Origin of the sequence: Mariniradius saccharolyticus AK6, from assembly GCF_000330725.2 — a bacterium.
Lineage (GTDB): Bacteria > Bacteroidota > Bacteroidia > Cytophagales > Cyclobacteriaceae > Mariniradius > Mariniradius saccharolyticus.
In genome coordinates this window covers 223856-249207 of sequence record NZ_AMZY02000014.1, presented here as the reverse complement: position 1 = coordinate 249207, position 25352 = coordinate 223856, and the positions used below count along the sequence as shown (strand labels likewise).

The window sequence follows — 25352 nt, the reverse complement described above, 5'->3', positions numbered from 1 at the left end:
ATGAAAATATCCCGGGTTGTTACCGAACTTGATTTTGGTGGGGTAGAGCAGGTATTAGCCAATTCTTTGCCGCAATTGGTTAAAATGACGGGTGTTGACGTTCATGTGATCGTCCTCGGAAAGGGTGGCCGGGTTTCAGCCTTGCTGAAATCCCAAGGTGTTTCCGTGGAAATACTGAACTTCAATCCTAGGATTCCCAACTTCAAGTTATTGCTTAAGCTTAGGAAGGTGTTCCAGCATAATAGGCCGGATGTTATTCATTGCCAAGGAAGTGAGGCGAATTTTCATGGAATTCTAGCGGGTTGGTTGGCTAATGTCCCTAGGATATTTGGTGAAGAAATCGGAATTCCAAATCACCACGGTTTTTGGAAATACTTATTCCGTTGGGTGTACCGCAAGGCAGATCAGGTAATTGCGATTTCAGAGGCCGTAAAAGAAAGCATTGTCGCATTGGGGGAAGTAGATGCAGGGAAGGTACAAGTGATCTATAATCCGATTGCCCAAAGGATTTTCAAACAAGGTGCCAATGGGAATTACCGCAAAAAAGAGGAAACTGGATTTAGGTTTGTGACCACTTGCCGACTTGTGCCGATTAAGAATTTAGAGCGGCTTATACGGGCATTTTTAAGACTGGCAGACAGCAATCCTAGTTTACATCTCTACTTGGATATCGTTGGAGAAGGTCCGGATAGGGTGAAATTAGAAAGGTTGGCAGCTGATTCAGGATATGGCAACCGCATTCGGTTTTGGGGATTTCAGGAGGACGTTTTTCCCTTTCTGAGAAATGCAGATGTCTTCGTCCTACCTTCTTTGAGAGAGGGTTCTTCGGTTGCCCTGGCTGAGGCGATGGCGATTGGATTACCTTCATTGGTTACAGAGGTAGGAGGGGCGGGAGAAGTATTGGGAAATAGTGACGCGGGCATGTTGGTAAATCCTTTGGACGAATCCGAAATCCTGCGAGGTATGCAGCAATTCCTCCAACTCGGGGAAGAAAGACTCAAGGAAATGGGGAATCGTGCGGTAGCAGAGTCAAAAAGATTTTATCCAGAGGCCTATAATCAGTCACTCTTGGCGGTATATAACCAATGAAAATTAGGGTACTTCATTGTATCGAAACTATCGCCTCAGGGGGTGTCGAGCAAACGAGATTAACACTGATTCGGGGTCTGGATAAACAAAGGTTTGAACATAAAATCATTTGTACGTGGGCCGGTGGACCAGTTGCTGAGGCTTTGAAAAATGAAGGAGTCGAGTTGATCGTTGTTGGACCATTTAAGCATCCATTCGAAATACAAAAGCATAGGAAGGTTTTTCAGGTTATCAGGAGTTTTTCACCACATATTATCCATGGGGCCATTTTTGAAGGAATGGCTATGGCTGCGATTGGGGGGGTGTGTGGCCGGGTTCCCGTTGTGATTTTGGAAGAAACTTCTGAGCCGGTAACGCGATCCATGACGGCAATCTGGATACAGCGCTTGTTTGTCAGCCTTTCGGATAAAATAATCGGGATTTCACCTGCGGTGGTGAAGTATCTCACCGAGAAAGCCAAGCTGCCACTTAATAAGATACTATTGGTTAACAATGGGGTTCAAATGCCTAACAATATTGAAACAGCAACAGTTGAGAAAATTAGAGTGGATTTGGGGATTGCAGATGGCGATTTTGTGATAGGTTCGGTTGGAAGGATTTACAATGATGTGAAGCGTTTTTCTGATGTTTTAGAAGCAATTAAGATACTTGATAGGAAAGATTTGAAATTTTTATTGGTTGGGGACGGTCCTGATCTTTTAGAATTAAGGAATAAGGCCATTGCGTTGGGGTTGGAGAGAAACTTTATATCTGTCGGTTACCAAGAGAATCCAAGCCTGTTTTATCGAATTATGGATATTTTTTGTTTGCCATCAGCTCATGAAGGATTCGGTTTGGTAGCAGCTGAGGCTATGCTGCACCGATTGCCAGTAATTGCTTCGAATGTAGGGGGATTGGCAGATGTAGTGGTTGATGGAATCACGGGTTTCATCATTCCGCCCTATTCTCCAGAAGCCATTTCCACGAAAATATTGATGTTGGAAGGAGATGCGAAGATGCGGACTGAAATGGGAGATCGGGGTTGGGCAAGGGCAAAGAAAAATTACACTTCCGAACGGTATTGCAAGGAAATTGAAAATTTGTACCTTAAACTGGTATCTAAAAAAACCTTAACAAGGTGTTAGACATCATCATCATATTGGCGGGAATTATAGCCTTGGTAAATACCAATTCTTCTATGGCTAAAAAATTTGGACTGCCTTACAAGTATGAGATGCATCTTCACTATCTGCTTTTTTACCACCTCTTTTTTAGTCTGTTTTTTACCTGGTATATACTGAATTTCGGAGGGGATTCGTATGGTTATTGGAAGTTTGGGATGGAGCAGGTGATCATACGAGATCCAACGTGGATGAAGTATTTTGGAGAAAGTACGAAATTTATTTTGTGGCTCTGTTATTTTCCCAGCCAAGTGTTGGGACTGTCATACATCACCGGGAATATCCTATTTGGATTTCTCGGGTTTATTGGAATCAGGTACGTATTTGTGATGGTTGCAGATCTATTTCCTGCAAACCATTCGGTTCTTAATATTCCTTTGTTTCCCACGGTATTCTATTTCCTTAATCTCCATTTTTGGTCTTCAGGAGTTGGGAAAGATTCCGTTTGTTTTTGGGGAATTGCTTGGTTTTTATTTGCCCTGCAACAGTACAAGGATAGGTGGTGGCAAGCTGCGATTGCCTTGTTTTTTGTGTATATGGCGAGACCTCATATGGGGCTTGCATTGTTATCAGGTTCGGGGATTGCAATATTGTTGGGGTCAGAAATCAAGCCGGCAATAAAGGTGATCTTGGGATCAGTGGCACTGGCAGGTGCGGTTTATTTGAGTTCAAGTACTCTGGAGGCATTAAGGCTTGAGGATTTTTCGTTGGAGACGTTAGAAGAATTTACAGGTACTAAAGTCTATGATCTGAGTAGGGGTAAGGTTGGGTCAGGGGTCGATTTGGCTTCCTATTCTTGGCCCATGAAACTATTCACCTACATGTTTCGACCATTGTTTATCGATGCCCATAACTTCGTGGCCTTTTTCTCTTCGTTTGAAAACGCCCTTTACTTATGGCTTAGTTTCTTTATTTACCGCAACTGGACTCCAGAAGCGATCCGGGACATGCCGCTTTTTATCAAGGCCGGGATGATTACTTTCATTCCTGTGACCTTGGCATTTATGAATTCCCTTTCCAACTTGGGTATCGTGATGCGCATGAAGAATATGACGATGATTTACTTTTTACTTTTCTGTTTCTTTTTGATTGCGTACAACAAGCATCTCAGGCAGCTGCGGGTGCTAGAGAAGATTAAGTATTATCAGAAGCGGGAGGAGATAATTAGGAAGAAAGAGATTGTGAGAGGGGAGTAGGGATTGGAGATTGGGAGAATTGGGAAAGGGGATAAGGGATTGGGGAAGAGAGGACATTTGGGAGAGGGGATTGGGGAGAAGGGGACTAGGGATTAGCGATAAGGGGAGAGGGGAAGAGAGATTGGGAGAAACGGGATAAGGCGAAAGGGGATTTGGGAGAAGGGACTAGGGAAAAGTAGCTTGGGGATTCGGAGGGACGGATTTTTTGATTTTCGTCCTATTCTTTACATTTATTTGGATTGTTGATCTGCGAAAAATGGAAAAGCATGATTCTTTTGAAGATCTAGTTTGCTGGCAGAAGGCCTATGAATTGAAAACAGACATCAAGAGAATAGTTTTGGATAAACTTCCAAAGCCTGAGCGGTTTGAACTCTATTCACAAATTCAGAGTGCATCGAGGTCAGCTACAGCGAATATTGCTGAAGGTTGGGGGAGATTTCATTATTTGGATAGTAGGAAGTTTTACTATAACAGCAGAGGATCGCTCGCTGAGATAATTGATCATTTGATAGAAGCAAGAGATTGTGGATATATTTCATTGGAAGAATTTGATTGCTTAAAATCCCAAACCCTTAGCGCAATCAGGGTATTGAATGGGTATATTAAATATGTGAAGAAAAAGGCCGACAGCGGCGAAAAAGGATACTAGGAGATAGAGAATAGAGATTCGGGAAAGAGTCTCTGCCTCCTTTTCCCACGATTGCTAATCTCCAATCCCGCCCAAGTCACACGTTACCCGAATCTTCCTGGTCGGCCCTCCCTCATCCCTTATCTTCCCATTCGCTTGTTCACTTTTCCCTCTTCCCCTATCCCTTATCCCCCATTTTTCAAAATTTCCCAAGCCTAAATGTCCAAAATCCTTTTCCTCCCCAAATATCCCCGCATGGGGGCGTCGAGTAGGCTGAGGACGTATCAGTTTTTGCCGAATTGGGAAGGGGCGGGGTATAGTGTGAAGGTATCACCTTTTTTCAATGAGCAGTACCTGCAAGAGCGGTACAAAGGAGAGGGCTTGGATACTTGGAATCTGCTCAGGTGTTATTTTCAGCGGTTATGGGTGTTGTTGGGGGCCTGGAGGTATACCGATGTTTGGATTGAGAAGGAACTGTTTCCCTTTGTGCCTGCTTGGGCCGAGTGGATTTTGGCCAAGGTCGGAAAGGGGTATTTTGTGGATTATGATGACGCCGTGTTCCATCGCTATGACCAAGCGAGACGGCCTTGGGTAAGGAGGATTTTTTCGGACAAAATAGACCGCGTAATGCGGTATGCCAATGTGGTTTTTGTGGGGAATTCCTATTTGGAACAGCGTGCGCAGCATGCCGGGGCCAAGAAAATCGTCAGGCTGCCGACCGTGATCGATACGAAAAAGTATGGACCGAAGACTTGGTCCGATGGTGGCACTGTTCGGATTGGTTGGATAGGTTCACCGAGTACCTTGAAGTATCTGAATCTGATTCGGCCTGAATTGGAGCAGATTTGCATGGAGTATGACGCGGAGGTGTTGTTGGTGAATGGGAAGGTGAAGTGGAAGTTTGATGGGCCGATGCGGCTGATTCCTTGGACTGAGGAAGGGGAAGTTGCGGCGATTCGGGAGATGGATATTGGGCTGATGCCTTTGCCGGATACGCCTTGGGAAAAAGGGAAATGTGCCTATAAATTGATCCAATACATGGCTTGTGGCCTTCCCGTAATCGCTTCTCCGGTAGGGATGAATTTGGATGTGGTGGAAGAGGGGGTTAATGGTTTTTTGGCGAAAGATGGAGAATCCTGGCTTGCGGCATTGCGCACCTTGGTCCAAGATGCTGTGTTGCGTAGGAAGATGGGCGAAAACGGATTTGGCTTGGTGCAAAAGGAGTATACCCTGGAGGGGAATTTTGGGAGGATGAGGGGGGAGGTTGGGAATTCGGAATGATGAGTGATGAATTTGGGTACCAAGTACAAAGTACGATGTACGAAGAAGAGGCAAGCGACAGGGGAATGGAGGATTTGGAATTCACAATGACGGTACCAAGTACGAAGAAGGGGATCGAAATTGATAATTGAGAATTAATAATTCATAATTAAAAAGGGAGCCATTCGGGGTTTTTTCTATCGTCTATGGACTATCGACTATGGACTTTCTTTACCAATAACCAATAACTAATAGCCAAATAACGACTAACGCGTCAGCATGGGATTGACGAAGAAAAAACTACTTTTTGTGACCTGGGACTCGGATCAGAGCAACTATTTGGAGTCGCTGTTTTTTCCGATTCTGATGGGGCTCGGGGAAGCGGTGGGGCTGGAAGCGCATGTGCTGCAGTTTTCCTGGGCGAAACCCCAAGAGGTACACCGCATCCAACAACTGGCAGCAGGTATGGGGATTTTCTATTCCCAGTTTCCGATTCATCGCAGGCCATTAGCTGGTTTGGGGGCGCTTTGGACTGTTTATCAAGGAGTAAGGATTATCCGTGACTATGTTCGGGAGCAAGGGATTGATGTGTTGATGCCACGCTCGACGATGCCTGCCATGATGGTAAACCGGCTTTGGGATTGGCTGAAACGGGGAAAGGTAAAGGTGGTGTTCGACGCAGATGGCTTGCCCTTGGAAGAGCGAGTTGATTTTGCAGGCTTGAAAACCAAGAGTTATCAGTACAGAAAACTCAAGGCAGAGGAGACCAAAATGATACAGCATGCGGATTTGGTGCTCAGTCGCTCACAGGCCGCTATTGATATCCACCTCAAAAATATCGGAGAACAGTACCAACCGAAATTCCTCAAGGTAGCGAATGGTCGCGACGCGGATTTCTTCCAACCTGACCCGAAAAGTAGAAAGCAAGTACGAGAATCTTTAGGCCTTGCTGAGGGCGAAATGCTTTGGGTATATACCGGAAGCTTGGGCATTCCCTATGAAGTGGACAGGATGTTGTCGCTTTTTGGGAGGTTTCATGCAAAGCATCCCAAATCCAAGTTTTTGATATTGACCCGGCAGGGGGATTTTTTGGAAGGTAAGATTCCCAATGGTTTATCGGAAGCCATCGTGGTTCGCAGCGGAAGTTTTCAGGAAATTCCCAAGTACCTGAGTGCGGGGGATGTGGGATTGAGTTTACGGAAATTTGCCCCGAGTTTGGTGGGATTGGCGCCGATCAAATTGGGGGAGTATTTGTTATTGGGGTTGCCTGTGATTGCCTCAAGGGGTGTCGGGGACACGGAGCAGCAAATTGGTTCCAAGGAGTTTGCCTTTTTTCTGGACCCGGAAAATGAGGAGGCTTGTTTGAAGTGGCTGGAGGGAGTCAAGGATTTGGATCCCGGAAAGATCAGGGAATTTGCCGCGGCCGAGTTCAGTTTGGAACGGGCTGTAAGGGATTACCTGCCAATTTTTAAATAGGGCAGGTATATAGTAACATGTATATCCGTGAAGCTGCCAGTAAGTCTATTACTGGCATAAACGCGGATAACAAGATATAGCAATCAAGCTAAAACTTTTTTCCAAGCAATCACGATCCGCCTCGGCGGATTTCTTTTTTTCTGGGGTTGTAATTCCATGGGTTATCCAATCTTCCAATCCTCCAATTCGCTATTTTTGAGCCATGACTTTGACCAAACCTAACCTATTGCCTTTATTGGAGAAGCTCGCCTCGCAGTTGGAGGGGGAGCTGAGATTTGACCGCCTTACCAAGGCCATCTATGCCACGGATGCTTCGGTGTACCGGGAGATTCCATTGGCTGTGGCTTTTCCCAAAACCGAGAAGGACATTGTTGTCCTGATTGATTTTGCCAGAGCAAATCAGACCTCGCTGATTCCTCGGACGGCGGGCACTTCGCTGGCAGGCCAATGTGTAGGGAATGGCATTGTGGTGGACGTGTCGAAACATTTTACCAAGATTCTGGAATTCAACAAGGAAGAACGCTGGGTGCGCGTGCAGCCGGGCGTGGTGCGGGATGAACTCAACCGCTTTTTGAAGCCCCACGGACTGTTTTTTAGCCCGATTACATCTACCGCCAACCGGGCCATGATCGGTGGCATGGTCGGCAACAATTCCTCTGGGACTACTTCGATTGTCTATGGAGTCACCCGCGATAAGGTGATTTCCTTGGACACGATCTTGAGTGATGGCAGGAAGGTGGTGTTTGGCGAAATCTCCAAGGAGGATTTTGACAAAAAGTGTGGACAAAACGACCGGGAAGGTGAAATCTATCGGCAGATACTTACCGAGCTTGGCGATCCCGAAGTGCGGGAAGAAATCCATGCGCAGTTTCCGAAGAAATCCATCCACCGCCGCAATACAGGCTATGCCGTGGACGAACTGCTGAAGGCGGAAATTTTTGAAGGAGCCGAGAAGTTCAACTTCTGCAAGTTGTTGGCCGGTTCGGAGGGGACTTTGGCTTTCACCACCGAGATCAAAATCGCGCTCGACCCGCTTCCCGATCCGGTGGAGATTGTGGTGGCCGCTCATTTTGAAAGCATCCACCAAAGCATGAAGTCTGCCCAAGTTGCCATGAAGCACCCGGCGACTGCCGTCGAACTGATGGACAAGATTATCCTCGACTGTACCAAAGAGAGCATCGAGTATTCGAAGAACCGATATTTCGTCGAAGGGGATCCTGCGGCATTGTTGATGATTGAATTTCGTGGAAAGACCTTGGAGGAAGCCATGGCCAAGGGGGAGGCCTTGATTGCTGACCTGAAAGCAGGCGGCTATGGGTATGCCTATCCAATCATTGGTCCGGACAAGACGGCTTCGGCTTGGGCTTTGCGGGCAGCAGGATTGGGACTTTTGGGCAATATCCCCGGAGACCCCAAGGCGGTGGCCTGTATTGAGGATACGGCGGTGGATATTGCGGATTTGGCCGATTATATCGATGAGTTGGATGAGACGCTGAAGGGATTTGGGCAGGAGCAGGTCGTGCACTATGCCCATGCCGGTGCCGGGGAGATCCATATCCGTCCAATCTTGGACCTGAAAAAAGCTGCCGACGTGGAGGAATTCTTCAAGATATCGGAAGCCTCCGCCAAGTTGGTGAAAAAATACAACGGCTCGCTAAGTGGTGAACATGGGGACGGCAGGGTCCGTGCGCCCTTTATCCCCATCATGGTGGGCGAGAAAAATTACCAACTTTTCCGCAGGATCAAATACACCTGGGATCCGGATAATATTTTCAACCCCGGGAAAATTGTAGATACTGCGCCCATGAACCAGTTTCTGCGCTATGAGCCCGGAATGAAAACGCCCGAGCCTGAGACGGTTCTGGATTTCTCAGGCGTGGGTGGCATCCTGCGCTTGGCCGAAAAGTGCAACGGTTCGGGGGATTGTCGCAAGCTGCCGGGCTCGGGGGGCACGATGTGTCCGTCCTACATGGCCACCCGCAACGAACGGGATACAGTACGTGGCCGTGCCAATACCCTCAGGGAATTTTTGACCTTGGATAAAAAGGAAAATGCCTTTGACCATCCCGAAATCAAGGAGGCATTGGACCTTTGCCTAAGTTGCAAAGGCTGTACCGCCGAATGTCCTTCCAATGTGGACATGGCCAGCATGAAGGCCGAGTTTTTGTTCCAATACCAGAAAACCCATGGGGTGCCATTGCGCTCCAAGGCATTCGCATATATCAACGAATTGAATGAGCTGGGTTCCAAGGTGCCTGCGATTGCCAATTTCTTTTTGGGCAATCCGCTAACAGGGGGCTTGATGAAGAAGGTTTTGAACGTGGCTCCCCAGCGTCAACTCCCGGAAATCAGTCCTGTCAGTTTGAGGAAATGGTACAGGCATCAGTATGCGGCCTTACCGGGTGCCGCAAAGGTCATCAAGTCGGTATATTTCTTCGTGGACGAGTTTACCAACCACAACGATACGCAGATCGGCATCAAGGCCATATCCCTTTTGAAGAAATTGGGCTATGAAGTGAAGGTCGTGGATCACGAGGAAAGTGGTCGGTCTGCCCTTTCCAAGGGGCTTTTGATCAAAGCCAAGAAACATGCCGAAGCGAATGTGCGGATTTTTGAAAAACTGATCGATGGCAATACCCCATTGGTTGGTTTGGAACCCTCGGCAATTCTGAGTTTCAGGGACGAGTATCCACGGATTGTCGGTCCGGAATTGGTAGCTGCAGCGAAAAAATTGAAATTCCATGTGCAGCTGATAGATGAGTTTTTGGGTAAGGAAGTCGCCGCTGGCAATATCAAACCTGAATCTTTCAACACCGATGCCAAGAAGATCAAGCTCCATGGACATTGCCACCAAAAGGCACTTTCATCTCTGTCTTGGACGCAAAAGATCCTTTCCCTCCCTGCCAATTATACCGTGGAAACCATTCCAAGCGGTTGCTGTGGCATGGCAGGAAGCTTCGGATACGAGGCGGAGCATTTTGAAGTCTCGCAGCAGGTGGGCGAATTGGTCTTGTTTCCGGCCGTGAGAAAAGCGGATGCCGATACCGTGATTGCAGCACCGGGGACTTCTTGCAGGCATCAGATTGCGGATGGGACGGGCCGGAAGGCATTGCATCCGGTGGAGATACTGTGGGAGGCGTTGGAAGGGAAGTAAGTACGAAGTACAATGTACCAAGTACGATGTACCAAGTACGATGTACGAAGTACGAGGTAGGAAGTAAGGAAGTAAAGGAGTAGTACAATGTACCAAGTACGATGTACGAAGTAGGGGGAGTGCAAATGTGGTGTTGGTTTTTTGTGGCGCAGTTCAACCCCTGCCTGCCGTTGGCTGGACTTTGGGGTTGGGGGATTGTCTCCATCTGAGTTTCGGGTCGGTCTAAAAATGCCTTCCGGGAAAATCCATGATTCCGGAAAGCAGCATCGGGATTGGAGGTCGAGGGCTTCCGGGGCACCAATTTTCCTGGCTGTTGCAAACTTTGTACTTGGTTTTTGGTACTAAGTACCAATTCTCCCCCAATTTTTCAGGTTTATTTGATTTTTTCCGGCCTTGCAGGGTACATGAATGTTAATATCTTTGTCGGATTAAAAAAATCAGGGTAAACTCAAAATAGTTTATGGAACAATCATTTGTATATGTGGTCCCTTTGATGGGGATTATCGGTTTGATCGTGATGGCGGTCAAATCTGCCTGGGTAACCAAACAGGACGCCGGCGACAGCAACATGTCTGAACTGGCAGGTCATATTGCCAAAGGCGCCATGGCATTTTTAAGGGCAGAATGGAAGATTCTCGCCTATTTTGTGGTAATCGCCGCAATTTTGTTGGCCTGGTCGGGCACACTTGTGGAGCATTCCTCCCCTGTGATTGCAGTATCTTTTGTGATCGGTGCGGTTCTTTCCGCATTCGCAGGCTATTTGGGAATGAACATTGCCACCAAAGCCAACGTGCGTACCACCCAAGCCGCGAAAACATCCTTGAAAGATGCCTTGAACGTTTCCTTTACTGGAGGTTCCGTGATGGGTATTGGTGTTGCTGGTTTGGCTGTACTCGGGATGGGCTCGCTTTTTATTGTGTTTTATAATGTATTTGTAGTCTCCACAGGTGGTGATGTCAATGGTGCAGCCATGGCGACTGCCTTGGAAGTATTGGCGGGTTTCTCGCTTGGTGCTGAGTCCATCGCTTTGTTTGCCCGTGTGGGTGGCGGTATCTATACCAAGGCTGCCGACGTAGGTGCTGACTTGGTGGGTAAAGTGGAAGCAGGTATTCCTGAAGACGACGTCAGAAACCCTGCGACAATCGCTGACAACGTGGGCGACAACGTAGGTGACGTGGCTGGTATGGGTGCTGACTTGTTTGGTTCTTATGTAGCGACGATTTTGGCTTCCATGGTTTTGGGCCGTGAGATCGTGTCCAATGATAATTTTGGCGGGATTGCTCCCGTATTGTTGCCTTTGGTGATTGCTGGAATGGGCTTGCTCTTTTCCATCATTTCGACATTCTTTGTGAAAATCAGCAAAGATACTGACAGTGTGCAGGCTGCCCTCAACAAAGGAAACTGGATTTCCATCCTTTTGACCGTAGGCGCTTCCTACTTTTTGATTGACTACATGCTACCTGAAGGCGAATTGGTGCTTTCAAGAGGTGGTTCCATTGCCTTTACCAAAATGGGTGTATTCGGTGCCGTGGTGATCGGTTTGATCGTGGGTGCTTTGATGAGTGCTGTGACTGAGTATTACACAGCCATGGGCAAACGTCCCGTTAATTCCATCATCAAGCAGTCTTCTACTGGCCATGCGACCAATATCATCGGTGGCTTGTCGATCGGTATGGAGTCCACCGTGATTCCGATTCTGGTCTTGGCTGCCGGTATTTATGGTTCCTTCTTGGCCGCGGGCCTTTATGGTGTCGCTATTGCTGCTGCAGGTATGATGGCGACGACTGCGATGCAGTTGGCGATTGATGCTTTTGGACCTATTGCCGACAATGCCGGTGGTATCGCTGAGATGTCTGGTTTGCCAAAAGAAGTCCGTGAAAGAACGGATATTTTGGATGCCGTGGGTAACACCACTGCTGCGACAGGAAAGGGCTTTGCGATTGCTTCTGCAGCTTTGACCGCTTTGGCTTTGTTTGCTGCTTATGTTGGCTTGGCGGGGATCAACTCGATCGATATTTATAAAGCGGATGTATTGGCTGGCTTGTTTGTCGGTGCGATGATTCCGTTTATCTTCTCTTCTTTGGCGATTGCGGCGGTAGGCCGTGCAGCTATGGACATGGTGAATGAGGTAAGAAGGCAGTTCCGCGAGATTCCGGGCATCATGGAATACAAGGCCAAGCCTGAGTATGAGAAGTGCGTAGAGATCTCCACCAAAGCTTCCATCCGCGAGATGGTGATGCCGGGTGCAATTGCGCTTTTGGCGCCAATGATCGTAGGCTTTGCCTTTGGCCCTGAGGTATTGGGTGGTTTGTTGGCCGGTATTACCGTGTCAGGCGTGTTGATGGGTATTTTCCAAAACAATGCCGGTGGTGCTTGGGACAATGCGAAGAAATCCTTCGAAAAAGGCGTGGAAATCAACGGCAAAATGGAGTTCAAAGGTTCCGATGCCCACAAGGCTTCCGTGACGGGTGATACAGTTGGTGATCCATTTAAAGACACTTCCGGCCCATCCATGAACATCTTGATCAAATTGACTTCGATTGTGGCATTGATCATTGCGCCGCATATTTCCGATGGTGGGTCACATACCCATGCTTCCAAGGAGAATGTCGACATTAAGAAAGAAGTTACCTACGAAGACGGTAAGAAAGTCGAAAAAGTCACTGTGACTGTGAATAAATAATTGGTTGAAAAAACCAAAAAAAAGCCACCTGAAGCAATTTGGGTGGCTTTTTTAATGCTCAGATATTTTTCAGTGTGATTTCGTCAGATGCTTGACTTTTTAGACTAACTTGATCGCTACATAACTCAAAAAAGTAAATTTCATGAGAAAATTTCTATTAATTGCCCTAATTGTTTGTAGTGTTCCCTTCCTGTCAAAGGGACAAAACCTTGGTTCGACCAAAGGAAATGTAGCCTTGGGTGTTGGGATAGGACTGCCGTATGGTGGATTTGGGGGTAAATTCAGCTTTAATCCTGCCAACCAACTTGCTCTATTTGCTGGATTTGGCTACAACCTGGTCGGTTTGGGTACCAACTTTGGAGCCCAATACATTTTCCCAAGCAAGAAGAAGACGGAGTTTTTCCTAACCGGCATGTATGGGTATAACGCAGTTATCAAGATCCAAGGCGCACAGAATTTGGATGATTCCTTCAGGGGTGTAACTGGTGGTTTGGGCATTCGTGTCAATTCCGCAGGATATCAGGGGGCTTTTTGGGATTTTGGACTGTTGGTTCCTGCTCGTTCGCAGGAATACAAGGATTCCTTTGACGATATCAAAAACAACCCCAATATTACTGATTTGACCGAACCTTGGCCTGTGCAGTTGTTTGTGGGATTTAATTTCCCACTCTCGGGAAGAAAGCCGCAGCCCTAATTGGTTGGGAATTTGTTGTGTAAATCCGGGGCAATGGCTCCGGTTTTTTTTTGCCTTGGATTTCCATAAATTGTACTGAACAACCTAGAATGCCATGACCAGATTGCTGCTTGTTTGCTTCCTATCCCTCGTGATTTCCCGATCAGTCCATGCTCAGTCCTTTACCATGGAGCAGATATCTTCTTATCCATTTCCAACCGAGTTGATTGCCTCGCCGACAAATCAAGCTGTGGCCTGGGCAGCGAACGAAAAGGGGATAAGGAATATCTATCTGGCACAGGGACCTGATTTCTCAGCCAAAAGGCTCACTGCTTTTGGCAATGACGACGGTCAGGAGATCAGCAGCATGCAATTCAGCCCCGATGGAAAATGGCTTGTTTTCGTACAGGGAGGCGAACATGGCAGCAATTGGGACTACAACATCGGGATCAATCCTTCACAGGAATTGATGATGCCCAAGGTGCAGATTTGGAAGATTTCCTTGCCGGCCGGAAAGCCGGAGCTCGTTGGGGAGGGCGATGAGCCTGTGATTTCACCGGATAATCAGGCAATCACATTTATCAAGAATCGGCAAGTCTGGTCGGCGGCATTGGCAGGGGGGAGTCCGCAGCAGCTTTTTGAGGTAAAGGGAAGTGCACATTCGCTGCAATGGTCACCCGATGGGAAATCTTTGGCTTTTGTGGCGAACCGCACTACACATTCCCTCATTGGGGTATTCACCCAAGGTGGGAGTCAAATTAAATGGATCAGTCCTTCCTTTAGCAGGGATGTGAGTCCAAGGTGGTCGCCTGAAGGCAATCGTTTGGCATTTGTGAGGTTGCCGGGTGGAAAAGGGGAAGAACTTCCGCTGTTGGTACAAAGACACAGCCCTTGGGAAATCTGGGTGGCGGATGTGCAATCCGGAGTCGGAAGTAAAAGATGGAAATCACCGGAGACCCTGCGTGGTTCGGTGCCTACCACCCATGGGGGATTCAATCTCCACTGGGCCGCTGATAACAAGATTGTGTATTTGTCCTACGAGGATGGATGGCCCCATCTGTATGCCATGGATGCGGAGGTAGGCCCGTCGCGCCAACTGACCAAGGGGAACTTTATGGTAGAGCATATCCAATTGTCGCCCGATGGCAAGTCTCTGGTTTTCTCAGCCAATACCGGAAATCTGGCCGAAGATATCGACCGCAGGCATATCGGGATGGTTTCGATATTGGATGGATCGATGAGTATGGTCACAGCGGGTGAGGGCATTGAAGCGATCCCTGTGGTGCTTTCCGATTTGGGTACCTTGGCCTATTTGTCGGCGGACCATCAACGGCCCTTGATGCCTACACTGCTGGATTTGAAAACCAGGACTCCCAAATTGATTGGAAAGGAATTGTTGCCGAGTGATTTTCCAAGCGCATTCTTGGTAAAGCCAAAACAGGTGGTTTTCACCTCATCGGACGGCATGGAAATCCATGGACAGCTTTTCGAGAAGGAAGGAGGGCCTGCCAAAAAGCCTGCGGTACTTTTTGTCCATGGAGGGCCGCAGCGGCAGATGCTCTTGGGCTGGCATTATGGGGATTATTATTCCAATACCTATGCGATCAACCAATACCTTGCGGAGATGGGTTTTGTGGTTTTGGCTGTCAACTTTCGATTGGGAATTGGGTATGGATATGAGTTTCACAAAGCACCAAGGACTTATTGGCAAGGCGCCGAGGAGTACCTGGACGTAAAGGCGGCCGGGGAGTATTTGGCTGGCTTGGCGCAGGTGGATTCTGCCAGAATCGGAATTTATGGTGGGTCCTATGGTGGGTATTTGACAGCCCTGGCTTTGGGTAAGGATTCGGATTTGTTCAAAGTGGGCGTAGATATTCATGGAGTACACAACCTGAGCACGAGATTGGAAATGCCCGAAGGCTATGAGAAGGCGCCGGATTTTGAGAAAGCGGTGCGTACGGCTTGGTTTTCATCCCCCTTGGCCTATTTGGATTCTTGGAAGTCACCGGTACTGTTTATCCATGGTGACGACGACCGCAATGTCCAAGTGTCACAGACGACCGATTTGGTGAGGAGATTTGAGGAAAAGAAGATGCCGTTCGAGTACCTGATGATTCCGGACGATAGCCACCATTGGATGAAGTTTACCAATCTGGTCCTGGTCAATCAGGCAACTGTGGATTTTTTGAAGAAGCATTTGAAGCCCTAGGATAGGCTATTCAAAGCACTATGTTTCAGTAGGTTGATCGATTTCAACCTAAAACAAAACCAGTGAAATGGGATATGTTAATTTTTTGCCTAATTTTTCAAAAATATTCACTATAGGGGATTGCAATTTGAAATTAGTTATATTAGATTTACTCTTAGTGTTTTTTTTAATCCCGTTTGCTTTTATTCCTATGTTCCTTGTAAAGAAAAATTGTCATTATTGTGGCAAACTGATCCACGGAAGGGCGGACAAGAAGTTTTGCGACGACTACTGCCGCAACAGTTTTAACAACCAAAAGCGGAATTGTGATAGTCCAATGGTTAGGAATGTCATCAATTATCTCAAACTTAACCGCAATATCCTAGAGAGTATCGTGGCCGACGGCGTAGAGAAGGTGAAGGTTCCAAAGGATAAATTGGTCCGTTTGGGCTATTGCTTCACTTATCATACCCATACTTTTACGAATTGGAAGGGGAGTACCTATATTTATTGTTTTGAATATGGTTATGTGGAATTGGGAGATGGTTGGTTGTTGGTCGTAAGGGAAAGGGAGCGTTTTTGAATCTTTGTTGCGGTCAAGGTGCAAAATTCCCAAGCCTTGGATTACCTTAGCAGGGGATTTTTCGTTGTTAGTGGTATGGCAGAAACATTGACCGACAGTTTTGTACAGGATCCTTTTTACGAGGAAAAGGCAATGGCCGAGATGAGCGCATGGTTGGCCCAAAACAAGAAGAAACCGGCTTTTCTGAGTCGTTTGGCCAAGATCACGCAATCCGGCATCAATGAATTGATACCTGAGAAAGTCCATCAGGTCGTGACTTATGCGATCGAAAAAATGGTCAAAGGAGTTTTGTTGGGAACCAAGTTTATAACGCCCGCTCCCTTACAGGGCCTGAATCTGCAGCAAAGGGAGGCGAAGGTAGAGAAGATTATTCGGATTTATCAAAATACTGCCTCCGTAGAGGGTGCGGTTACTGGGGCAGGGGGAATCTTGCTGGGCTTGGCGGATTTTCCCGCTTTTCTTACCATCAAGATGAAAATGCTGTTTGAGATTGCGGCTGCCTACGGCTATGATGTAAGGAAATTTGAGGAACGATTGTATATCCTCTATGTCTTTAAGATTACATTTTCGAGTCAGCATTCCAGGAACCGGACGATTGGGATTATCGAAAATTGGGATGAGTACGTGGCGGGTTTGCCGCCAGAAACATCCGATTTTGATTGGCGTGACTTTCAGTTGGAATATCGGGATTATTTGGATTTGGCAAAGTTGGTGCAGTTGATACCCATTATTGGAGCACCCGTGGGTGCGGTCGCCAATTACAAGCTTTCCGCCAAGCTCGGTCAAATCGCAAAGCAATGTTATCGGATGCGCCATTTCAAGTGGGATGTTTGATAGGTTATTAAGAATAGAAGTATAAGAGGTAGTAATTTCCTCCTGACGCATACAATTGCAAGGGACCAAAGGATTTGACAAGTTTGAGTGCCTAAACTTCCCCTACATCCAAATAATTTTCAAAGGACTTGGATTAAATCACACAAAAACAAATAAATTTGATGGTAATTAATCGCCCTAGAATTAATTTAGTTATGAAGAATAGAAGAATCATCAATTTTTTGGTCTCCCTGCTTATTGTTCAATTTGCGTTGACAGCATGTGTGAAGGAAGAGCCAGCACAGCTGGAAATCGAAGTCGGTGAAGTGTATGAGGGTGGGATAGTAGCCCACATTTTTCAGCCCGGTGAACCGTTTTACGTACTTGGGGAAACCCATGGAATAGTTGTCGCGCCAACGGATCAGGTGTTTGAATCCCAATGGGGCTGTCAAGGAACCAGGGTTACTGGTACCTCTCCTGAAATAGGTCGGGGCAGGGAAAATACGAAGCGGGTCGTTGAATGGCATGATGCATTGCCGAATTATTATACCAATCCAACCCAATGTCATCCCAACAATGACGGGACCGTTGCCGCAAAATTGGCTGTAGAATTTAGGGCAGCGACTGGGCAACAGGATTGGTTTATGCCGAGCTTGAAAGAAATGAATTATCTTTATCAGAACCGTGATAAGATTGGTGGTTTCTCCGTAGAGGAATACTGGAGTTCTTGTGAAACCAACGAGAATGCTGCTTGTGTGATGTCATTTATCACTGGTGAACTAACTTCCCGAAATAAGAGTGAATACCACAGGGTACGCCTGATTCGGTTTTTCTAACGGGAAGGTGTTTAATGGCATAAAAAAACCTGAGTTTTGAATCTCAGGTTTTTTTGTGCCCTTAGGCGTGTAGCGTATTGATTTTAGCTGGGTGGACAGAATTGAAGGTCAATGTTTGGGAATGATTTTAAATGGAAACATGGCTCAAATTCATACTTTTTCTGAAAGGAAAAACTGGACCACGCTAGATATGTTGGCTTAAAAGTCTGTTCCTTTTCCGTCCAAATTGACTTCCTTGATCCAGATGTTGCGGTAGAGCACATTGTGGCCCTCAGCCTGTAGCTTGATGCCTCCCGGTCTATCCGTGATACCTTTGCCTTTGTCGTTTCCTCCGTCAATACCGGAGTTGGGTCCGCCCCAGACTTGCTGGATTTCTTTGTCTTCATGGATTTTTTGACCGTTGAAATAGATGGTGACACGAGCCTTTTCTGTCAGTTTTCCGTTCTCAAACCGAGCCGCTTTGAAATGGATGTCATAGGCATTCCATTTTCCGACGCCATTGTAGGCTTTGACGGTAGGCAAGTGTTCGTTGATGATGGCAGCCATCCCGTGAAGTCCATAGTCACCGTCGAGGATTTGGATTTCATAGCGGTTTTGGAGGTATACGCCGGAGTTTCCGCCTTCATTTTGAACCAAAAACTCTACGTGCAACCGGAAGTCCTGGAACTCCTGAATTGTGACAATGTCCGCGGCCCCATAAAGCCCACCTGCCGCAGCTGGGTCGTTGCTGCTGACAACCGTACCTTTATCCACCGGATCCGGTACGATTTCCCATTTGATGGGCATTTGGGCCTTGAAGCGCGGACCTTCCCAATACTTCCAATTCTTGTCCAGTGACTTTCTACTTCCATCAAAGAGTTGGATGGCGCCTTTTTCCTTTTTGACACCGACACCGGTTTGGGCCTGAAGGCAAAATGGGCCGAGTAAAAAAAGGAGTAACAATAGGAATTGGGGTCGGGTCTGCATGGTTTTCGGGTTTTGTTTTTGGAATATAGCCAGCATCCGGGATTTATGAAAGTGGGATTGCATGTTTGGCGGGGCCCGGTTAGAGAAATTGATAGCTGGTTGAAAATATTCTGCGAAAGGTTCTAAATTTCCCCGGTAAACCTATCCATCTATGGCATTTCGGTATTTGAACCTTGTTTTCGTATTGTCCTTTTTCCTTTTCGGTTGTGGAAAGTCCTCCAAATCAGGCCATGAAATAGACGCGGCAGCCCATCAATCAGAGGTGGAGGAATGGTACCAAAACCGTGTAATTTCGCTCAAGAAGGAAAATGGATGGCTCAATTTGATCGGTTTGGAGTGGCTGAAGGAGGGAAGCAATTCGTTCGGTACAGATTCCACCGCTTCGGTCAGGTTGAATACCGATAAGTTTCAGGGCATGTTGGGTGATTTCACGCTTGAACAGGGGAAGGTCTTTTTCAGTCCTTCAGTTGCGGGTATCATGGCGGACTCTGCTTCCATTGAGGGAAAGACCCTGATTTTTGACGAAGAGCAAAAACTGAATGCAAACCTGCAATACCAAACCCTGCGCTGGACAATTATCAAACGGGCCGATGCCTATGGTGTGCGGATCCGTGATTTGGAGTCACCTGCGGTGATGGATTTCCATGGCATTGAAAGGTATCCTGTGGATTTGGCTTGGAGACTGAAGGCCAAATTTGTACCCTATGTGCCCCAAAAGGACATCATGATCACCAATGTCCTCGGACAGACAACACCCAATCCTTCCCCAGGGTATTTGGAGTTTGAGAAGGAGGGGAAAACATTCAGAATTGACGCATTGGATGCGGAGGATGAGTTGTACCTCATCATTGCAGACCAAACATCCGGGGCGGAGACCTATGGTGCAGGTAGGTACTTGTATGTGAAAAAGCCTGTGGAGGGGGACGAAGTCATTATTGATTTCAACAAGGCGTACAATCCTCCTTGTGTTTTCACTCCTTTTGCTACTTGTCCCTTACCACCCAAACAGAATATTCTTGAGCTTGCGATCGAAGCGGGTGAAAAGACTTATGGGGACCATTGAGGGGATTCTACCCTTTGCTTTAATATGGTAAAGAAAAAGGCTGGCAAATAACCAGCTTTTTTCCTTGTTAATATTCGAAGTCGCAACTTAAGTCCCTGCTTCCGATCGGCGCTCCGTCGGGGATTTTCAGCATTTCGGGAATTTTGAATTCTTCTTTGTCTTGAAGGAATACATTGATCTTTTGCGCCAGGTATCTTCTGAAGCTATCCGAAGTCTCTTTGGTAGCACTGCTTTTTGCATCGGCGGTTTTTCCGTTTTGGTTCCAATATGCGATTTCTGAGAGTTTGGCCCTGGTGATGGCTTTCACAGGTGCAGTGGTATTCGGGTCTTTTGCCAAGTTCATCAGGTGGTCCACCAATCTATTCCGGGTCATCAGGTTGATTTCGGACAGGTAATCGGCTTGGTAGCTTCGGTTGAAAACCTCATCAATCGTTTTGTTCAACACCTCGGAGAACGAGGGTAAATTAGAGTCGAATAATTTTTGCTGGTGAAGCCTGTTGGCTCTGCTCGACTCGAAAAGGAAGGAAAAGCTGTGGTCCACTATGTTTTCTCCGGGAGCCAGCGGATCAAAGTTGAGCCCATTTCTCGAGGGGAAGGTTTCCCGGTTTCTTTCATATCCCATGGGTCGAGGCGGAATCAGGGCCAATATTTGCTCTGGTACGGCCAGGTTTTCGGGCCTTATCGCTGCAAGCATGGCGTTCAATGCGGCCATTTGCTTGACTGCATCCAGTCTGGATTGAACGGGTTGGTTGTCTCTTTTGACTTTGTAGGTATAGTCCACGCCACCGATGAGTTTGCTTGTCGCTTCGATTTGGTACCGGTGCATGAGGTAAAGCGGCACCATTACTTCCTCCAACAATGCCTCGGGCTGTCCGTCGGCAAGGGCATTGAGTCCGAAGCTTTTGAGCTTCGTTTCCCGGATCTTCATCAATCGGAGGAGTTCCTCGCTTGCGGAGGCACCATTGTCCCACAGGTGGGAAGTCGGGTGACTCCCGCTTGCCGCCCGAGAGTCTGCATCTGAAATGAATGTATGGCCTGCACTGTAAGTATCTTCGAGGATTTTGTTGAGAAAGGCTTTCTCGTTTTGGCCATTTGGAACTGTCGCGTAGCCATACTTGATTGCCCATTTGTCCCAATCGCCGATCTTATTGTCGTAGGCATTGGAGAGGTCTATATTGCCTGCGTTGTCCATGGAGATCAAAGGGTAGGGATAATCCATGACGGAGGCCCTATTGGTAGGGGAGGATGCATAGGCATGGGCCAATCCAAGCGTATGACCGATTTCATGGGCTGACAGTTGTCTCAGTCTTGCCACAGCCATTTCCAGCATCTTGGGATTCTTCGGCTTGCCATCTTCGAAAGGCTGCAAAAGCCCCTGTGCGATCAGGAAATCCTGCCTCACCCTGAGACTTCCGAGGGTAACATGTCCCTTGATGATTTCGCCGGTGCGGGGATCCCTGACAGATGAGCCGTAGGACCAGCCCCTTGTCGACCGGTGTACCCATTGGATCACGTTGTAGCGAACGTCCATGGGGTCTGCGTCCTCGGGCATCAGCTCGACGCGGTAGGCATTTTTGAATCCTGCCGCCTCAAAGGCCTGTGCCCACCAGTTTCCACCTTCCAAGAGTGCGGATCGGACGGGTTCGGGTGTGCCGCGATCGAGGTAATAGACAATCGGCTCCACAGGCTCGGAGATTTCAGCCTCTGGGTTTTTCTTTTCTAAGCGATGCCTCGAGATAAACCTTTTGACGATGGGTTCTCCGATGGGCGTCGTGAAATCCATGTAGTCGATGTGGAAATAACCGGACCTTGGATCAAACTCCCTCGGCGTGTAGCCCGGTCCGGGCAATTCGATGAAAGAATGTCTTTGCCTCACGGTCACAGCCTCAGGGGAAGGGGTGACCGAGCGGATATAACCTCCCGTAGGCGTTCCGGTCAGCGTGACGATGGCTTCCACTTCTGTGTTTTTGGGGAAGTTTTTTGTCATCGGGTAGTGGATGGCACTTCGGGAAGGGTCTGGACGATAGGTGCCCTGCCGCGCTCCTCCCAGTCTTTCCCCCACCATATGGGCATCCTGGAGATAAAAAGTCGTACCGTCTACTATGTATTTCCCGCCAGCTTGTTCCAAAATATCAAAACCCCAAAGCACCGATTCTGCAAAAGCATCTTTCACGGATTTCACTTCGGCGGGATTGTCACTGTAGGCGCGGAAGTCGTAGTTTTTGTGGACAAGCAGGATCTTGTTCCCTGCTTTTCTGAACTCGACGATGCGGGTGCGTCCGAGTTGGCCGCGATCGAGTCCGATATCATTGGAGCCGATACCGGCTGGCATGGAATTGACATATAGAAATTCCGAGTCCAGACGGCTGATTTCCAGGTAGACCTTTCCTTTGTTTTCGTCGGTCAGGATGGTTACAAATCCCTCTTTTCTCAGCCAGTTGGATTTGTCGATGGCTTGGGAAAAAGCAGCTTGTACCGAGATCGTGCAGCAGACCAGCAACAATAGTAATTTTCGATTCATGGATATGGTGGTTTGTTGGTGGAAATTATCAAAAAATGCCGACGGACTTTGTACCAATAATGGAAATTATCGGTTGAAGAGGTATTGCAGCTGAAAGGTCGTCTCGGTGATGGTGTTGCCTTGGATTTCCTGAAGGCCGCTGCCGATTGTCTCGCGGTCGGTGAAAACCGTGCTTCCCCAGCGAGCCCAGATCACGAACTTTGGGCTGATTTTGTACTGGGCCAGCAGGTAATACCGCATCCCTTGTCCCTGTAAGGCAGGAATCGAAAAGGCCCACAACACGTTTCGCTCGTAGATGAATTGCCTGTTGTCATAATCTTGGGTGTCAAACAGGACAATCCTGCTGGATATCCTCCACCGATCCAAGTCCGCGTTGATGTCTTGGGAAATGGCAAATCCTCGGCTGGTTCGCCCATCAAACAAAAAACGGCTGCCCATGACCCGGGTCTTGATGCTCCATATTTTATCGATACCATAGTCCAGGTTGAAGACATAGTTGAACTTGGAGCCTTGGGATAACTGGTAAGTGGATTGGAAGCCAGGAAGCGCGGAAATATTTCTGGCCTTTGATTCTTCCCTTAGCTGGACAAACAAGAGAACTTTTTTAGAGGGGGTATATTGAACCCGTGTCAACCACTCGTGGCCTTGGGAGGGCGCGTAGACCCAGTATTTGAGCCATGGAAACTTGAAATAGTCGTAGTATACCGACCAGGAAAATTTGGATGAGGGCTTGAAATGAATGCCCGTATACACCCCGCTTTCGTTGATGGGGCGGCTTCCTTCCGAGAACGAGTTTCCATAAAAGCTGTGAAAGTCGCGCCCATAATTTCTCCACAGTATGGAAAGCGAGAGTTTGGGATGCAGGCTGCTCATCATTCCGATAACCGCGGCTTTTCCTCCACTTTGAGAAATGGCCGTTTCGCCGAAAATCAAGTGGTTTTGCAGATTGATTGAAAAGTAGGCGCTATGGACGTGGTTTTCTTTTCCCGCAAATTCAAATTGATTGTACAGTTGGGGCTTTTTTTGTATCGGCTGGCTAAATTGAGTCCAAAGCGTATTGACTCCGATTTGCAGACGCCTGCTTTTGTCCATCCAATGGATGTTGGCGCCAAGGTTCGTTTCCTTGGCTTGTCTGCGGTAGGCCAATTCGGTGGGCGTTCTATGCAATCCCGAGGTCGGTAGCGAGCTGATGAATGGTTGGGTACTTTCACCTTCATCCGCGACTTGGATGTTGCCGTCCCTTGGTGCTTTGGAAGCAAAGACGCTTGCCAACACAGGTCCAAATTGATAGGAGGAAGATACACCGCGGAAGAATCCGTATTCCATGGCAGCCGTGTAGGGACGAAGCCCAATGCTGCTGCGGCGCGTGGTAGTGATCGTTTCGGCGCCTTTGCCCACAGAGAATCCTGCGCCATATACCAATCCCTGACCAAACTGCCATTGGAAATCCCCTAGGCTGAGGGATTTGAGGTTGCCACGGTTGTAGATGCTGAAATGGTAGGAGAAAAAATTGAAGCCATACCGTTGCGTTTCGGGTTGCCAGAGGAATTGTTCGCCGGGATCTTTGTCCAAGGTGAATCCAAAGCTGAAATCCTTTCCATGCTGCATACGAAAGCGCAGGTAGAGGTTGTTGGGGTCTCCGATATAGCGGCTGCTGAGGTTGCCATTGCTGAGCGTATCTGGAGGTGTATAGCCCTTTCTTGTCTGCCAGACCCTGTTTTGCCGCATGATGAGATAAGCGTCTTTGGTTTTGCCGACTCTTGTCAAGAATGGAACAGTCCTGTTTCCATTGTCCTCCAGCTCGACAAAAGGCAGGATTTTGTAAATGGTTTCGAGATCAAATTCCGGAATCGCCTGCAATTCATAAAGGGAAATTAATGGGCCATTTTTTCTTTGATGTTCGAAGAAGTGGTGGATTTGGGAAGGTGTCAGGATGTAGAGCGAGCCCAGTTCCTCCGGGCTGGTTTTGTTGAGATTGATAGGGTTGAGGAAAACCTGCAAAAGGCTCTCGTATAGGTCTTCGTAGTCCGCATCCGTCCGCTGCATCGCAAAAAACTCTTCCACGAAGTTCTCCAGGTTGATTTCCCCTTTGCGGTAGGTCTGCGCCGAGAGTGGTTGGAAAATTAGGCCACAGCAAATCAAGAACAGGATCCCGGCTTTCATTTCCTGACAAAGAGATAGGAGACGGAGAAATGGTGTGTGAATCCCAATCTGTGGTGCTGCGTCATGGCATAGTCGATGTGGAATCTTCGGGGACGAAAACCGATCCCATAAAATGCTCGCTCGGGATTGGTGTTGAAGCCGACCCTTAGCCAAAGTCTCTGGAGAATGCTGTATTCGACTCCGATTTTTAACTGGGGTGGGAGAAGGATATCCTTTTCGGCATCGAGATTAGCCGAGACTTTGTCACTGGGTCGGTAGGAAATACCTGCCTTGACGATCGTGGGCAGTTTCTCAGGGGAATCGCCGCCATAAGATGCCATCGTTGGATTGTACACATGTGCACCAAAAAACACGACGGGACTAAGTTCAGCCAAGCCCCCAAATTCCAGCACAGCGGCACCCGCCGTGCCATATCCGTTTACATGGGTTTGAAAGTAGTTGATTTTCAGGCCTAGGCTCGCGATTCCCAAGCGATGGGCGATTCCCAGACCTGCTTGGCTTTGGGAGAAATCCTTATCACCAAACTGGGATACACCGATCCCTAGGCCCAAGTGATTCATTTTGATGGCCACGAGCGCAGCGAGTGTGCTCAATTCGTTGAGCTGCATGCGGTGGTCATAGGAAAAGGCAGCCTGTGATTCCTTGATTTCTGCAAGCGCACCGATATTGTTGAAAATGGCCCAGGGATCTGCCAGGGTTGTGTGGGCGTTGCCCATTCCCATGGATCTACCGCCTTTTGGGAATACTTCCAAGGGGCTTTGGGCTTGGATGCCCGTCCAAGTGCATACAAAAAGCCAGGCCATCCAAACTCCTGATTTCATTGTCGAGCGGGTTTTACAAGCAATTTAGTTTTTGCCTGTGCGAGATGAAATCAGGTTTCCGATATTAAGCGTTTAAATC

The 25352-nt window shown here is 47.8% G+C and carries 18 protein-coding genes; 14 read left to right on the top strand and 4 right to left on the bottom strand.

What is annotated here, in order from left to right; genetic code table 11:
• The 13 genes from C943_RS15350 to C943_RS15290 all read left to right on the top strand — a co-directional run bounded on the left by C943_RS15350 (window position 1) and on the right by C943_RS15290 (window position 17739).
• Entirely contained in the window at window positions 1-1089 is a 1089-nt protein-coding gene (locus C943_RS15350) for a glycosyltransferase (RefSeq protein ID WP_008629556.1), read from the top strand.
• Window positions 1086-2213 (top strand): glycosyltransferase, encoded by a 1128-nt coding sequence (locus C943_RS15345; protein WP_008629553.1) that lies wholly within the window; start codon window positions 1086-1088, stop codon window positions 2211-2213. Before C943_RS15350 ends, C943_RS15345 begins: the two co-directional genes overlap by 4 nt.
• The gene (locus tag C943_RS15340; RefSeq protein ID WP_245545553.1) at window positions 2207-3445 is read left to right on the top strand and encodes a hypothetical protein; all 1239 of its coding nucleotides are present in this window, start codon (window positions 2207-2209) and stop codon (window positions 3443-3445) included. Before C943_RS15345 ends, C943_RS15340 begins: the two co-directional genes overlap by 7 nt.
• Window positions 3446-3701: 256 nt before the next feature.
• Window positions 3702-4094 carry a four helix bundle protein gene (locus C943_RS15335; protein ID WP_008629541.1) on the top strand — a complete coding sequence of 131 codons (393 nt, stop codon included), beginning with the start codon at window positions 3702-3704 and terminating at the stop codon, window positions 4092-4094.
• 198 nt (window positions 4095-4292) lie between these two features.
• Window positions 4293-5354 (top strand): glycosyltransferase family 4 protein, encoded by a 1062-nt coding sequence (locus tag C943_RS15330; RefSeq protein WP_008629538.1) that lies wholly within the window; start codon window positions 4293-4295, stop codon window positions 5352-5354.
• 258 nt (window positions 5355-5612) lie between these two features.
• Complete coding sequence (locus C943_RS15325) at window positions 5613-6809, top strand: glycosyltransferase family protein (protein WP_008629534.1); 1197 nt, start codon at window positions 5613-5615, stop codon at window positions 6807-6809.
• Window positions 6810-7011: 202 nt separating this feature from the next.
• Window positions 7012-9963 (top strand): FAD-binding and (Fe-S)-binding domain-containing protein, encoded by a 2952-nt coding sequence (locus tag C943_RS15320; protein WP_040480876.1) that lies wholly within the window; start codon window positions 7012-7014, stop codon window positions 9961-9963.
• A gap of 460 nt (window positions 9964-10423) precedes the next feature.
• Complete coding sequence (locus tag C943_RS15315; protein WP_008629532.1) at window positions 10424-12646, top strand: sodium-translocating pyrophosphatase; 2223 nt, start codon at window positions 10424-10426, stop codon at window positions 12644-12646.
• A 142-nt stretch (window positions 12647-12788) separates the two neighbouring features.
• Window positions 12789-13340: a hypothetical protein gene (locus C943_RS15310; protein ID WP_008629530.1), complete on the top strand. Its 552-nt coding sequence runs from the start codon at window positions 12789-12791 to the stop codon at window positions 13338-13340.
• 94 nt (window positions 13341-13434) lie between these two features.
• Complete coding sequence (locus C943_RS15305; RefSeq protein ID WP_040480874.1) at window positions 13435-15528, top strand: S9 family peptidase; 2094 nt, start codon at window positions 13435-13437, stop codon at window positions 15526-15528.
• A 316-nt stretch (window positions 15529-15844) separates the two neighbouring features.
• Complete coding sequence (locus C943_RS15300; protein WP_008629526.1) at window positions 15845-16090, top strand: hypothetical protein; 246 nt, start codon at window positions 15845-15847, stop codon at window positions 16088-16090.
• A gap of 36 nt (window positions 16091-16126) precedes the next feature.
• Window positions 16127-16924 (top strand): EcsC family protein, encoded by a 798-nt coding sequence (locus C943_RS15295; protein ID WP_008629524.1) that lies wholly within the window; start codon window positions 16127-16129, stop codon window positions 16922-16924.
• Window positions 16925-17118: 194 nt separating this feature from the next.
• The gene (locus tag C943_RS15290) at window positions 17119-17739 is read left to right on the top strand and encodes an Lcl C-terminal domain-containing protein (protein WP_040480871.1); all 621 of its coding nucleotides are present in this window, start codon (window positions 17119-17121) and stop codon (window positions 17737-17739) included.
• A gap of 198 nt (window positions 17740-17937) precedes the next feature.
• Here the strand turns inward: C943_RS15290 and C943_RS15285 are convergent, their stop codons facing one another.
• Complete coding sequence (locus tag C943_RS15285) at window positions 17938-18705, bottom strand: 3-keto-disaccharide hydrolase (RefSeq protein WP_157198567.1); 768 nt, start codon at window positions 18703-18705, stop codon at window positions 17938-17940.
• Window positions 18706-18856: 151 nt separating this feature from the next.
• Here C943_RS15285 and C943_RS15280 point away from each other — a divergent pair, with 151 nt between their 5' ends.
• Entirely contained in the window at window positions 18857-19768 is a 912-nt protein-coding gene (locus tag C943_RS15280) for a DUF1684 domain-containing protein (protein ID WP_008629519.1), read from the top strand.
• 67 nt (window positions 19769-19835) lie between these two features.
• Here the strand turns inward: C943_RS15280 and C943_RS15275 are convergent, their stop codons facing one another.
• The 3 genes from C943_RS15275 to C943_RS15265 all read right to left on the bottom strand — a co-directional run bounded on the left by C943_RS15275 (window position 19836) and on the right by C943_RS15265 (window position 25273).
• A complete protein-coding gene (locus tag C943_RS15275; protein ID WP_040480869.1) occupies window positions 19836-22289 on the bottom strand; it encodes a zinc-dependent metalloprotease in 2454 nt (817 codons plus the stop codon).
• Between the two features lie 66 nt (window positions 22290-22355).
• A complete protein-coding gene (locus tag C943_RS15270) occupies window positions 22356-24452 on the bottom strand; it encodes a helix-hairpin-helix domain-containing protein (protein WP_008629517.1) in 2097 nt (698 codons plus the stop codon).
• Window positions 24449-25273, bottom strand: a complete 825-nt coding sequence (locus tag C943_RS15265; protein WP_040480867.1) for a PorV/PorQ family protein — start codon at window positions 25271-25273, stop codon at window positions 24449-24451. The genes C943_RS15270 and C943_RS15265 overlap by 4 nt, the downstream gene beginning before the upstream one ends.
• Window positions 25274-25352: the final 79 nt, after the last annotated feature.